This is a genomic window from Flavobacterium sp. T50_26, from assembly GCF_057652995.1.
On record NZ_JBYFCC010000022.1, the window covers coordinates 52,749 to 65,468 of the forward strand.

11 protein-coding genes are annotated in these 12,720 nt (G+C 36.6%); 4 read left to right on the forward strand and 7 right to left on the reverse strand.

Annotation, left to right across the window (positions count from 1 at the left end; all coding sequences use genetic code 11):
- Nucleotides 1-171: 171 nt before the first annotated feature.
- The 6 genes from AC23MC_RS13195 to AC23MC_RS13220 form a co-directional block, all read right to left on the reverse strand.
- Nucleotides 172-1,566, reverse strand: a complete 1,395-nt coding sequence (locus AC23MC_RS13195; protein WP_487568784.1) for a hypothetical protein — start codon at nucleotides 1,564-1,566, stop codon at nucleotides 172-174.
- A 22-nt stretch (nucleotides 1,567-1,588) separates the two neighbouring features.
- Nucleotides 1,589-2,701: a hypothetical protein gene (locus AC23MC_RS13200; RefSeq protein WP_487568783.1), complete on the reverse strand. Its 1,113-nt coding sequence runs from the start codon at nucleotides 2,699-2,701 to the stop codon at nucleotides 1,589-1,591.
- Nucleotides 2,701-3,951: an OmpA family protein gene (locus tag AC23MC_RS13205; protein WP_487568782.1), complete on the reverse strand. Its 1,251-nt coding sequence runs from the start codon at nucleotides 3,949-3,951 to the stop codon at nucleotides 2,701-2,703. The genes AC23MC_RS13200 and AC23MC_RS13205 overlap by 1 nt, the downstream gene beginning before the upstream one ends.
- Before the next feature lie 11 nt (nucleotides 3,952-3,962).
- Complete coding sequence (locus AC23MC_RS13210; RefSeq protein ID WP_487568781.1) at nucleotides 3,963-4,709, reverse strand: hypothetical protein; 747 nt, start codon at nucleotides 4,707-4,709, stop codon at nucleotides 3,963-3,965.
- 2 nt (nucleotides 4,710-4,711) lie between these two features.
- A complete protein-coding gene (locus AC23MC_RS13215) occupies nucleotides 4,712-4,870 on the reverse strand; it encodes a hypothetical protein (RefSeq protein WP_487568780.1) in 159 nt (52 codons plus the stop codon).
- A 128-nt stretch (nucleotides 4,871-4,998) separates the two neighbouring features.
- The gene (locus AC23MC_RS13220) at nucleotides 4,999-7,890 is read right to left on the reverse strand and encodes a response regulator (RefSeq protein WP_487568779.1); all 2,892 of its coding nucleotides are present in this window, start codon (nucleotides 7,888-7,890) and stop codon (nucleotides 4,999-5,001) included.
- A 541-nt stretch (nucleotides 7,891-8,431) separates the two neighbouring features.
- On the opposite strand from AC23MC_RS13220, the gene AC23MC_RS13225 reads away from it, so the two are divergent.
- From AC23MC_RS13225 to AC23MC_RS13240, 4 genes are read left to right on the forward strand one after another with little or no spacing between them, the layout of a single operon-like run.
- Nucleotides 8,432-8,875 (forward strand): MarR family winged helix-turn-helix transcriptional regulator, encoded by a 444-nt coding sequence (locus tag AC23MC_RS13225; RefSeq protein WP_120181153.1) that lies wholly within the window; start codon nucleotides 8,432-8,434, stop codon nucleotides 8,873-8,875.
- A complete protein-coding gene (locus AC23MC_RS13230) occupies nucleotides 8,872-10,254 on the forward strand; it encodes a TolC family protein (RefSeq protein WP_487568778.1) in 1,383 nt (460 codons plus the stop codon). The genes AC23MC_RS13225 and AC23MC_RS13230 overlap by 4 nt, the downstream gene beginning before the upstream one ends.
- A gap of 13 nt (nucleotides 10,255-10,267) precedes the next feature.
- Nucleotides 10,268-11,218, forward strand: a complete 951-nt coding sequence (locus AC23MC_RS13235; RefSeq protein ID WP_487568777.1) for an HlyD family secretion protein — start codon at nucleotides 10,268-10,270, stop codon at nucleotides 11,216-11,218.
- Nucleotides 11,219-11,227: 9 nt separating this feature from the next.
- On the forward strand, nucleotides 11,228-12,388 hold the full coding sequence (locus tag AC23MC_RS13240) for an ABC transporter permease (protein WP_487568776.1): 1,161 nt from the start codon (nucleotides 11,228-11,230) through the stop codon (nucleotides 12,386-12,388).
- 112 nt (nucleotides 12,389-12,500) lie between these two features.
- Here the strand turns inward: AC23MC_RS13240 and AC23MC_RS13245 are convergent.
- On the reverse strand, nucleotides 12,501-12,720 hold a 220-nt coding region (locus tag AC23MC_RS13245), incomplete at its 5' end, for a hypothetical protein (RefSeq protein WP_487568775.1).

The following is a 12,720-nucleotide window of genomic DNA, read 5'->3' on the forward strand; positions in this document are numbered from 1 at the left end:
AGCAAAAAAAACCAGCCCTGACCGAAACGGAAAGCCCGGAGCACTACACGTGTGTTTTTTTTGCGGGAGGCAGAGCGACCAACGGAAGCTACTGAAAACCGCTTAAAAAAACCACGTGTAGTGCGAGGACTTGCAGTGTAGGGCAGGATAAGCTGCCAAAAAACCAATAATTTAATTAATTCGGTAGGCAATAATTGTGTTTTCTTGCCACCAAGCTCCACCAAAATTTTCTAATGTATTTGTGGTATTCACAATTTCAGTAGCTCCTGCAATGTAGTAATAGTTACGATTACCGGCTGTTGCATTATTAATGACTACTGTTCCTTGCACTAAAGAATAATAGGAAGAGCCCGAATAGTTGCCACTAACAAAGTAACTTCCCTGAATGTCAGGTGAGATTGTTGGGTTTACAGCTGCAGAATTTGAAAACGAAGTACGAAGCCAAAAAGAGGAATTGTTTGGTGTTACTGCCCCAGCACCACCGGTTCTTCGCATCAACATTGTTACATTCACAGCCCATCGACCCGGTGGCAAAACTATTCTGGATCCGGTTTGCAAATAGTTGGTTGTGTTGTATGGAATATTAATTCCGGTAGCTCCCAAAATACCAACTACATTGTTAATGGAAATGGGTTGCCAACTGGCTACTCCGGTGGCAGTAGAGGTGAGTACTCGTCCGTTGGCTTGTGTTCCGTCAACAATTCGAACTGTTCCGTTAACATGTAATGAATTGGAGGGAGCAGTTGTATTGATACCCACATTACCTCCCAGTGGTTGTAAACTCAGCGGATCCGCAGAACCACCAAAACCGGACTGAATCCAAGCGGAATAACTATCTGCAAAATCAGCTTTTCCGATGTCTAACCCTTCGGTAGCATTAAGTGCTAATCGTAAAATTCCATTACTGGTTGCACCGGGGTACGCAGGAGCATTTCTTGTTCCTTGCACGGTTAGTCTAGCAGGTGCTACGGTATTACTGATGCCAACATTGCCATTGTCGTTAATACGGAAACGTGAAATTCCGGTGGTTACCAAATCTAATGTATTGGTAGCTGGTCTCCACATTCCGGTGTCTTCATCGCCCATCCAAGAGTAAGTGGGTTGTGTAATTAGTCCATTATCATAGGATCTTAATCTACCGTTGTTTGTAAAATTAAATCGCGGGTTGTTATTGGTGCGAACACGAAAATCTACATCATCAGTTGTTCCAATGAAGTTATCAGTTGGATTGGTTCCGCTGTTTCCTGTCGTGGTCCAATCTCTGCCATCTGAACCAACGGCCACCCAGCGAGTGCCATTCCAATAGTAGAATCCGGCAACAACATTATCCGGACTAACGCCCGCAGGAGTGGTGTTGTAAACCAACGTGGATGTAACCAATGCTCCACCTTGTGGATTCACTACGGTTGTGTTATCGATAGCGGAAAGTAGAGCAACACGAGGAATTAATAACCCATTATTAGTTGAAGTAATATCCATCATTGCATTGGGGTTGGTGGTGTTTACACCTACTTGCGATAGGGCGACAAAAGGGGAGAGGAGCAAAAGAAAAATGAATTTTTTCATAACAGTAGTGGTTAGGTTAGTATTAGTTTACAGGAGGAAAGTATTGTTTGCCTAAATCGGTGGCTTTTGAAGCAATTTCCTCCTGAATTTGCTTTATTTGATTGTCAATCGCTTTCCGGCATTCACGACCTTTTTGGTGAGAAGGACAATTTTTGCGTTGTGCCCGCAAATTTGTGATTTCGTTTTGTTTGTTTTTTAACCAGCTCACCACGTCATCTACTTTTGCTTTTCCGGATGGAAGATGATAATCAAAGGCGATAATGCGGTAGTTTTTGGTAGTAATGCCCCATGTATCAATTTTTTCCAGATTTAGGAGTTTCATTACTCCTTCGTTCGTTTCTGTTACAGCTAAGAACTGCTGTCTTTGCTCCAAAACATTCTTAAAAATACCCACACCAAAACCCATGATAGGAACGCCGGTGGCAATTTGGGCTTCTTCTTTTGCCATCCAAAATGTAATTTGCTTTTTATGTCCGCTTTCGTCAGTAAAGTGACCTTTGTATGGTTCTAAACCAGAATTGTTTATCCCTAAACCTGCATTTTCTTTGGCACTATTTAAAATCTCCAATGTCTTTAAATGTTGATCGGTTATAATGCCGGAAAAGCTTAATCCGGAAGGCATTTTAATGCATAGTTTACCTTCTTCTGCATGCGTCATAAATAGCATCCAATCGTTTTTGGCATTGCGAATTAGGAATTCAAACGTATATTTTTGCAGAAAAGGATTAGATTTAAGCGGAACAAAAAGTGGGTTTTCTGTAATTTCTGTTCCGTGCACATACATCGAATTATCGTTGCTATTGACTTTATAGCGAAGATTACCGGATTTTCCATCGATGGAAAAATATTGTTCTATTTCATAATCGAATTGAAAAACGCCGGCAGTTTCGGTTGGATTAGGACTAATTAAAGGTACTTGATCAAAATATTTCGTATCATCAAACGGAGTGCCTTGTTCAATGATGGGAATGGATTCTACTTTTCCGTCGTGATTCCAACGTACTTTCATTTCGTGTACACGATGAACAGCAGCAGCTTCGTGTTGGTCTTGAAACGGATTAGGAATAACGCCAAAAGCCATTCCGGCCGCCGTGGCAGAAGCTAAACCTATAATCACTTTTAGGGTTGTTTTCATTACTGGATGGCTTTAAATTCTACCCGTCTGTTTTGTGCTTTTCCTTCCTGGGTTGCATTGGAAGCAATCGGTTCATTTTCGCCACTACCTTGAAATTGAAGACGTTTTTTATCAATACTCATTTTATCGATAAAATAATTCATCACAGCTGCAGCCCTTGCTTTGGACAATGTCATGTTTTTTACTTCATCGCCATCACTATCGGTATGACCGATGATGTTGATTTGCATGGAACGATCTTCTTGCAGTACTTTTCCAATTTTTTCAATGATTTCAAATGATTCTTTTTTGATTTTATCAGAACCGGAATCAAACAAAATTAGGTTAGTTGAAAATCCTCCTTTTAAAATTTTGGAGCGAATATCTTCGCCTTCTTCTGTGATTTTTATGTTGGAAAGAGCTACAATATGGTTTTCCTTGGCATCCGTTCCTTTTAAATAAAATTGAATATAGTTCCCTAAATTATCGGTTAAAAAGGAAGGCAAATCAATCACTTTTTCGTTTTCGATGTACACACGAAGTCTTGAACTATTAACAACAACTGTAAAATGCATCACAGAATTTAGTTTTTCCTGCATTTGAAAGGGAATGGAGTTGTTGATTTTTGAAGTAGAATTGCCCCAGTTTTCCACTTGAATTTTGTTGGAAACGGAGGAACCTTTCCATAATGAAAAACCAAATTTTCCTCCCTTTTTAGGTTTGTTCAGTGTTTTTTCTCCCGAAAACACAACACCAAAACCTGAACCGGACAGACTTTTATAATCTAAATTTTCTGTAATTAAATCAAATTCTAATGCATAATTTTCAGGAAGTTTTCCGGTTTTGGCGATATAGTTTCCGTTTGGATTGAGTTGAAGGGCTTTGTTTCCATCCACAACAATAACTTCACCTCCGGAATTGGTTTCCCAATTGGCTGGAAAATCTCCTATGGCATCTTGCGAAAATGTTTCACTGTAAATCACATTACCACCCGGAAAAAATTGACTACCTGTTACGATCTCTCTTTTGGATTGAGCATTGTTTTTTTTAGTTTTAGACGAAGATTTTTTTGTTGTTTCTTTTGTTGACTTATCTTCTTCAAACACCTTATCTAATGCTTTATCTGTTTTTTTGGATGTTTCTCGTTCAACTCGTCTTTCAACAGTGCGTTCTGCTGCTTTTTCAGCTTTTTTGCCAAGTTTTTCAATAAATTGTGCTTGTAAAACGTTGGTAAAACAAAATAGAATGATGCATAAAAATATTGTTCTCATACGTTTAAAATTTATAAGTTTCTATTGCTATACGTAAAAGTGTATTGAAATCCGCCTCCACCAGTAAGGTTATAAATTACTGTAGAAATCATATCATTTTGGTTGCGGGTGTGAATAGGTTCCAAATCCTGCACGCCAAATTCAAAGCGATTGATTTGTTGGGTACTCATGTAATAGAAATCCATCCCTGAAAAAAGAGCAAATTCAAATTGATAAGCAATTTGTGGTTCAAGAAATTTGAATGTGCCGGACAGATTATTGTCTAATGTCAAGATAAGATCTGCAAAAAAGGTGTTTTCATACCGTACTGCGTTACCTTGTGAATTAAGAAAAATGGAGAAGTTATCAGCTCCATCCACTAAAGTATAGGAATTTGTTGTTTCATCGTAAGTAATAAGGTAAGTTAATGTTGAACCGCCGTCAATTTCTACAATAGAAGAAAGGATACCGCTCGCATTATAAATGTAATTTCGTGTTTCACTATCTCCTGAATTGGTTGTTACTGTTTGTGTTAACTTATTATCGGTGTAGGTTAATGTTTTAATGGTATTATTTCCACTTGGATTTATTATTTCTACTCGACTGATTTGGTTTTGGTTGTTGTATTCCAATTCAATCGTTCTATTGTTTCCGGAATTGGTAAAATCAATTTTTTCGATAGTAGTAGGGAAGTAGCCTTGAGGTCGGTCATCATCACTGCTGCAACTTGTAACAGCGATGAGTAAGCAAATACTTAGGTAGGTTGAAATTTTTTTCATGGTTATTTTTTATTAAAGGTTGTTTTTTTGATTATTTTTTTTTGGTGAATGATGTTAAGTTCATAGTCTCCTTTTTCTAAATGGTTGATGTTCAAGTAAATTATTTTATCGGGAAGCTTGTTGATTTTTGCTTCATAGGGTTGCCGATTTTTCTTTTGCATTTGGGATGGTTTTTGTTTTGGATAAAATTATTTCAAACCAAAAAAAATCCCTGTCACAGATGTAACAGGGATTTGAAGTAATGTAACATTTTCAAAAACCTTAGTAAAATAAGGCTTTTCGAAAGCAATTATTTTTTTTCGGCATACTCAGTAGGTGTACAACCAAAATGATCTTTGAAGCATCTTGAAAAATAGGAAATTTCATTAAACCCAACTGAATAGGCAATTTCAGAAATATTTCCGTTTCCTTTTTTGAGTAATTCAGCAGCGTTTTTTAATCGTTCGTTCCGAATGAATTCTGTTGCCGAAACGCCAAAGAGTGATTTTAATTTGCGATGCAATTGCATGCGACTTATGCCAATTTGTGTTGCAAATTCTTCTGCTGTAAAATCAGCGTTAGCCAATTGTGTGTCTAAAATGGTTTGTAATTTTTGTAAAAACTTTTCGTCCACCGAATTAATGATGATGTCTACGGGTTTTAAAATTAACTCTTGGCTGTAGCGATGTTGCAGTTTTTTACGTTCGGAGATGAGTTGGTGAACGGTTGCTTTTACAATATTGTGATTAAACGGTTTGGTTAAAAAGGCATCGGCGGTACTTTTTAATGCTTCCAAATGAGCTTCTTCGGATGTTTTTGCAGTGAGAAGAATCACAGGAACAAAAGAGGTTAGTTCGTTGGATTTAATTGCTTTGGTAAATGCAAATCCATCTAATTTAGGCATCATGACATCGGAAATAATACAATCGGGAATTTCTTGTTGTGCTAATCTTAAAGCGATTTCGCCCTCTTCGGCTTCAATAATTCGGTATTCATCGGAAAAAAGATCATTTAGAACAGATCTGATTTCGGCATTGTCATCGACAATTAATAGAATAGGTAACTCTTCATCCGTTTCACTACTATTTTTGGTTAGTTGTAGTTGTTCGGTTGCTATGAGAATATTTTCGTCTTTTGAAACCGTAAGCGGAAGCGATATATTAAAAGTAAGTTTATCATTATCCAACAAAGTTGAAATGTTTCCTTGGTATAAATCGACTAATTCTTTTATTAATGCCAAGCCGATTCCAACTCCATTTTGGGTGTCTTTTTTTTGATAAAAGCGTTCAAAGAGTTTTGGTAGTTCTTCTTTTTTTAGTTTTACTCCTGAATTGGAAACGGACAGAAGCAGTGAGTCTTTTTCAAATGATGATGTAAAATGAATCGAATGGTTTTCGGGTGTATATTTTAACGCATTGGAAAGCAGATTCGAAACAATTTTTTGAATCACATCCTTATCAAAAAAGTGGTTTTGGTTACTGGTTTGAATGTTTGTATGAAAGGAAAGATAGTTTTCCTTGGCTTGAAAAGCAAATGGTTCTGCTATCGATTTTAGAAAATCAGAAAGATTTCCTTCTTTTAAAATGAGTTTAAATGTTCCGCTGTCGAGTTTGGAAAGTTCCAATAATTGATCAACTAATTCGAGCATTCGGTCTGCATTTTTATCAACTAAATTGAGTTGACTTTTCTGCTTTTCATCGGTGGCGGATGCTTGTAATTGTTGCACCGGACTTTTAATTAATGTTAGAGGTGTGCGAAACTCATGCGAAATATTAGCAAAAAACCTCGATTTCATTTCGTTTAATTCATTGATTTTATTGGCGGTTTTAATTTTATTACGATACAAATAGAAAATAGTTAAACCTAAAAAAACCAACAAAACAATCAATGCTATATAAATATATTTTTGTCTTTCAGCCAACTTATTTTCGGCAGAAAGTAATTTGATTTCCTGCTCTTTTTTTTCGGTTTGGTATTTGGTTTCTAAATCTTGAAAATTAATTTTATTGGTATTTTGAGTTATTAATTTTTGCAATGAATCCCTTTTTTCAATCAACTCAAGGGCTTCATTAAAATTTTGAGTTTTGAAATTCAACTTAATTTTACTATTTAAATAGTTGATATAAGTTTTACTGATTTTATTTTTTTCTACCGAAGGAGCTATTTTATTTAGCAATGTCGTCGCTAAATCAATTTGATTTGTTTGAATGTAGTTTTCTGATAATAATAAATCGATTTTTAATAAGTTGGTTTCATCTTCAAACTCTTTAAATAATAATTCAGATTCCTGTAAAAAAGCAATTGATTTTTCTTGATCATTTAATTTAGTGTAGCATTCACCCAAGACTACAGCAGAATTGGCTACTTTTAATTTAAAATTAATTGATTTAAAATAATCATAGGCTTTTTTCGAATGAATAATTGCATTAGTTGGGTTGTTAAAATGCAATTCAATTATGCCTTTGCTTAAATAAACATCATTTAGAAAAAGTGGAGAATCATTTTTACGAGCAATTATTAAAGCTTTGTTCAACACTTCATTTGCTTTGTCTTGATTGTCCATTTCTTTATAAACATCTGAAATTTGGCCTAAAACAGCTATTTTAAAATCCAAACCACTTGGATCATCGTCACGGATAAGTTGATCGGTTTTAATAAAATATTCTAACGCAGAGTTATAAAAACCCTTATCTTGATTGACATATCCAAGAAGAAAGTAAATACTTCCCATGCCATATTCATCCGGAAATTTAGTAGATTCTTCAACAAAAGAGAGTAGTAATTTTTCAGATTCTTGTTTTTTGTCAATATCCAGTAGTGTTTGTGCTTCATTAGCTACCCCTTGAATTTGTAGGTATTGATCATTATTTTTTTTTGCGATGTCAGCAGTTTTCTTGAATTTATCAATGCCTTTAGTGTAGTTAGCATTTCTAACATGCAACATTCCTTCATAAAGTAGGCCGTAGCCTTCACATTTGTAGCATGAATTATTGACGTTTAAAGTTTTTAATTTATCAATGGTTGCTTGTGCTTTTTCAACATCATTATCCATATAAATCAAAGCAAGTTCTGCATAGGCATTACCAATATCATCTATTTCTTTAGAGGTTTTTGTAACTTTTTGGAGCGAATCTATTGTTTTCTCCAGTTGCGAAAAGGAAAGAAAAGGAGTTAAAAAGAGTAGGATGAGTATTTTTTTCATGGCGTTAGAATTAAATTTCCAAAGTAATAATTCAAAACGAGAGGCCTTTTAACAAATGTAACAAATTTGATGTTACGTTAAAAAGAATATTTTTGGTAAAGTGCTAATGTGTAGTGGTTTACTTTTTTTTGTTGGTAGTGATGATTTATCAAATAAAAATAAATTCGTTGAAGGGTTGGTTGGGGTGATGGTATTTGTAACGGTTCGGGGCTTTGCGAGGGAGAGGATTAGAAAGCACAAACTTTCAATTTAGCACCAACGTAGCAAAACCATTTTTTTATTTGCTAATTTACACTTTTCAAGCAAATAAAAAATGGTTTTTGCGGAATAGAAGCACAAAAGTTGAATTTAGCACTTAACCCGCTCTCTTGCAAAACCCTTGTTAGTGGCTGTGGCTTTTTGTTTACTCTTTATTTGATACATTTATCTGTAAATCAAAAGATTAAAAAACTTTTGCATTTTCTCGAAATGTTAATTTTTCCAGAAAATATTTTCAGGATAAAAATATTCTTTACTTTTGTTATCGTAACAACAATTGTTTATGCAATCAATTTTAGAATATCAGGATTTTTACAATCTGCTTACGGGCAGGACACCACAGGCATTTAATCGTGTTTTGAATAAGAATTTCAGACAGAACGGAGTAGAATTAACCAAGGAACAATGGTCTATTTTGGCTGTTTTGTGGGAAAATGACGGTTGCTCGCAACAGTATTTGGCAGATAAGAGCTTTCGGGACAGACCAAGCGTAACCCGTTTGATTGACAATATGGAAAAAGACGGTTTGGTCGACCGGAAACCCGATGTAAATGACAGAAGGTCTAATTTGATTTTTCTGACAAAAAAAGGAAAGCAAATACAGGAAAAAGTTATGAATCTTGTCAATGCTACCGTCGAAGAATCCATAAAAGGAATCAGTGTAGAAAATATAGTGACAGTAAAAGAAGTGTTTCATAAAATATATCAAAATTTAGAGGTAAAATGAGAATTAAAAAGTTACTGCCTATACTTGCCTGCCTTTTGGCTTTTGAAGGAAAGGCTCAAATTGATGTGAGCACGTCTTTGCAGGAAGCAATTCAGAAAGCAATCGACAAAAACGCTTCTATCCGAAACAAAGATTTGGAAGTGGAAAAAATCAGTACGGAAAAGAAAAGTGTTTGGAACAAATACATTCCGAAAGTAGAAGGTTCGGCAAATTATATGTATTTCGATACGAACATAACGCTCGATTTACCAACGGGGAACATTCCGGTTATCAATCAGCCGATTTTTGACGGAAAGCAATCGTTTGACAGTTACGGAAACGTACTGATGGGAAGCCTGATGGCAAAAACGGTTTTGTTCAGTGGCTTTCAAATCGAAAACGGAGCAAAGGCATTAGAGCAAAAACGAATCGGAACGGCTTATCTTTCCGAGGCTGAAAAAGAAAATTTAATTAAAGAAGTGATTCATTCGTTTGACCAGGTCCATTTGCTGAACGAAGTCGAAAAATTACTGAATGACAGCGAAAAACGCTTGGCTACCGAAGCCAAAAGAGTAGAAAGGGCTATCGAAGAAGGACTTGCCATTCCGTATGACAGGGACAAAATCAAATTGGCGAATCTCGAATTACAATCCAAAAAAATAGAACTTCAGGGAAAACGAAAAGTCCTTTACCAAAAGATAAATTACCTTACGGGATATTCTGAAAACCAAATCAAAGAAGTAAAATATTTACTTGCACCTTATATGATTTCGGAAGAATTATCGGTTGAGAACAAACAGGAGCTTAAGGCTTTGGAATCGTTCAAAAAAGCATCGGATTATATGATTAAAAAAGAAAAAGGGAGTTATCTTCCCGTTTTGGGAGCATTCGGAGGTGTTACTTATACGAGCCTTTTTGACGCTACGATGATTACACCTGAAATTCCAATGGTCAATTCCCGACTTTACGGAAGAATGAACGAATTTACGATGAGTCCGAATTGGATGGTAGGGCTTTCGATGAAATGGGAAATTTTCAGCGGATTTGAACGTAAGCACAAAATCCACGAAGCCAAGATAAATGCGGAACAGGTGCAAAATCAATTAGACGATACCAAGGAGAAATTTGCTTTGCTTTTGGAAAATAACCTGGCGAATTACAGGATTCAGAATCAGAAATACCAAATCGGTCTGGAGCAGGAGAAAGTGGCTTCAAACAATCTGAATATGGCTGTAAGGCAATATCAGGAAGGGCTTATCAACATTTCCGAAAGATTGGAAGCAGAAAACGATTTGTTTAAAGCATCAGCCAATAAAATTCAGATTTTAGTAGAGCAAAGGCTGTCCGCTTTAGAAACACTTTCCGTAACAGGAGAATTAACCAAAACCATTTTAAACTAACTTATTAAAAGTGATGAAAAAGATATATTTATTATTAGTTGTAGTGATTTCCGTTATCGGTTGCGGTAAGCCGAAAACCGAGGTTATTCAGGGAAAAATCGAACGAGAGCAAATCGGAATCGTATCGAAAATTCCCGGAAAAATCATTGAAATCCGTATTCAGGAAGGAGATTTTGTGAGAAAAGGCGATACGCTTGCTATTTTGGACATTCCCGAAGTCGATGCCAAAAAAAGTCAGGCAGAGGGTGCTGTTCAGTCGGCAAAAGCCCAATATGATATGACTTTGAAAGGAGCTACGGACAATCAGCTCAAACAGCTAGAAGCCAAACAAAAAGCACTCAAAGAACAGTACGAACTGGCTCAAAAATCCATTAACCGATTGTCAAATATGCTTAAAGATTCGTTGGTTTCCCAACAGATGTATGATGAGGCTTTCGCTAAATATCAGGGGGCTCAATCGCAGTATCTGGCTGTTCAGGCTGAAATTTCGGACGTGAAATACGGAGCAAGAATCGAACAGCAAAAAATGGCATTGGGACAGCAGGAAAGGGCTTTGGGAGCTTTGCAGGAAGTTTCGGTTGCGGATTCCGAGCGGTATATCATTGCTCCGCAGGATATGACGGTAGAGTCCATTACGCTTAAAGCAGGGGAGCTGGCACTTCCCGGTTATACCTTGATTAGCGGAACGATTTCGGAATCGACTTATTTCCGTTTTACGATTCCCGAAAGCCGGCTTTCAAAGGTTCAGAAAGGACAGGAAGTAATGGTTAATGTGGTCTATAACAAAAGTCAGGTTAAGGGAAAAATAACTTCGGTTAAGGCTTTGGGAGCTTATGCAAACATCGCAACGGCTTATCCCGATTATGAAATTCAGGAGAGTCTTTTTGAGATAAAAATCAGTCCGATTGATGTAGAACAAGCTAAAGATTTGTTTACGAAAACTACGGTTACTTTAGAATTGTAATAAGAAATTATGAAAAACTTTTTTTCGCTTATAAAAAGGGAATTCCGGTTGTTTTGGGATAACAGTGTGCTTCGGTTGCTTTTTATCGGGGCTCCGATTATGTACGGAATACTTTTAGGCTTTGTTTATCAGAAAGGTAAAGTTACCGATTTGCCTGTTGTGGTGGTTGATGAAGACCAAAGTCAGATGAGCCGAAAAGCTATTGAAATGATGCAGGATAATGAGGTTCTGAACGTGGCTTTTATCCGTTATGACCAGAACGATTTAGCTAAAATCGTAGCGGAAAACGATAACATTCCTGCGATTGTGATTATTCCGAAAGATTTTGAAAAGCAGGTTATGACCAAAAAGTATCCCGAAGTGCTTACCATTGTAAATACTTCGAATGTTTTAACAGCCAATTATGCTTCGACAGCCATTCAGATTTGTTTAGGAACACTTAAAGCGGGAGTTCAGATTGAAGCTCTTAAAAAACAAGGAATGCCTGAAAGTGTGGCAATGTCGCAATATGAGCCGTTCAAAACCACCTTTATCAAAAAATACAACCGAAGCACGAACTATATGTACTTTTTGTGGCCTGGCATTTTGGCAACGGTTTTACAACAGGTTTTGCTGTTAGGCTTGGCTTTGTCCTTTGCTTCCGAATACGAAAACGGAACTTTCAGAACATTGGTTTCGGAAAACAAATCCCTACTTAAAATAATGGCAGTTAAGATAATTCCGTATCTGATAATGAGCTTCGGTATTTGGATCTTGTATTATCTGTTTACGTTTTGGTTCAGGATTCCGTTTTATGAAAATCTAGGTGCTTTGACTTTTGTAGCGGGAATTTTCGTGTTGTCGGTATGCTTTATCGGGATATTGGTAAGCATATTGATTCCGAGTCAGCTCAAAGCAACCGAAATATTGATGGTAATAGCCACTCCGAGTTTTATTTTGAGCGGATTTACGTGGCCGCTTTCGCAAATGCCCGATTGGGTTGTGGCTGTTGCAAATGTGATTCCGCTTACGCATTTCTTACAGGCATTCAGAATTTTGCTGATAGAAGAAGGAACGTTGTCCCAATGTTCGGGTGCAATTTGGGCTATGATTTGGATTGGACTTGTTTGTGCGGTTTTGTCTTATGTAGCTTTGTATTTTAAAAGGAAAAAGGTGTTGAAGCAAGGTTGAATTTTGTACTGCAAAAAAATCCTGTGTGGTAGATTTTTATTATTTTTTTCTGTGTCAGGTTGTTATTTTTCAGCCGTTTAATTTCAGGGGTACGGTTGTTCTGCCATTGCCACTAACGGACCGCGTATTGGCGATGGGCGGGATTATTAGTACTGAGCTTGATACGAAAAGCAGACGTTGAATTTTTTACTTCCTTTGCTACGAATCGCTTCAGCCCGCCTATTGCCAATACGCTGTGCTTGTTGCACAACTCCCCAAATATACCAAAAAAATCTTGCAAAAAAGATTCACGTTTTGTAATTTTAGTCATGCAAGGAAAAAAAGAACTCACC

What these genes read in the sequence shown, in the direction of transcription:
- AC23MC_RS13195 (WP_487568784.1), bottom strand. Translation starts at nt 1,566, where the DNA reads ATGAAAAAATTCATTTTTCTTTTGCTCCTCTCCCCTTTTGTCGCCCTA.
- AC23MC_RS13200 (WP_487568783.1), bottom strand. Translation starts at nt 2,701, where the DNA reads ATGAAAACAACCCTAAAAGTGATTATAGGTTTAGCTTCTGCCACGGCG.
- AC23MC_RS13205 (WP_487568782.1), bottom strand. Translation starts at nt 3,951, where the DNA reads ATGAGAACAATATTTTTATGCATCATTCTATTTTGTTTTACCAACGTT.
- AC23MC_RS13210 (WP_487568781.1), bottom strand. Translation starts at nt 4,709, where the DNA reads ATGAAAAAAATTTCAACCTACCTAAGTATTTGCTTACTCATCGCTGTT.
- AC23MC_RS13215 (WP_487568780.1), bottom strand. Translation starts at nt 4,870, where the DNA reads ATGCAAAAGAAAAATCGGCAACCCTATGAAGCAAAAATCAACAAGCTT.
- AC23MC_RS13220 (WP_487568779.1), bottom strand. Translation starts at nt 7,890, where the DNA reads ATGAAAAAAATACTCATCCTACTCTTTTTAACTCCTTTTCTTTCCTTT.
- AC23MC_RS13225 (WP_120181153.1), top strand. Translation starts at nt 8,432, where the DNA reads ATGCAATCAATTTTAGAATATCAGGATTTTTACAATCTGCTTACGGGC.
- AC23MC_RS13230 (WP_487568778.1), top strand. Translation starts at nt 8,872, where the DNA reads ATGAGAATTAAAAAGTTACTGCCTATACTTGCCTGCCTTTTGGCTTTT.
- AC23MC_RS13235 (WP_487568777.1), top strand. Translation starts at nt 10,268, where the DNA reads ATGAAAAAGATATATTTATTATTAGTTGTAGTGATTTCCGTTATCGGT.
- AC23MC_RS13240 (WP_487568776.1), top strand. Translation starts at nt 11,228, where the DNA reads ATGAAAAACTTTTTTTCGCTTATAAAAAGGGAATTCCGGTTGTTTTGG.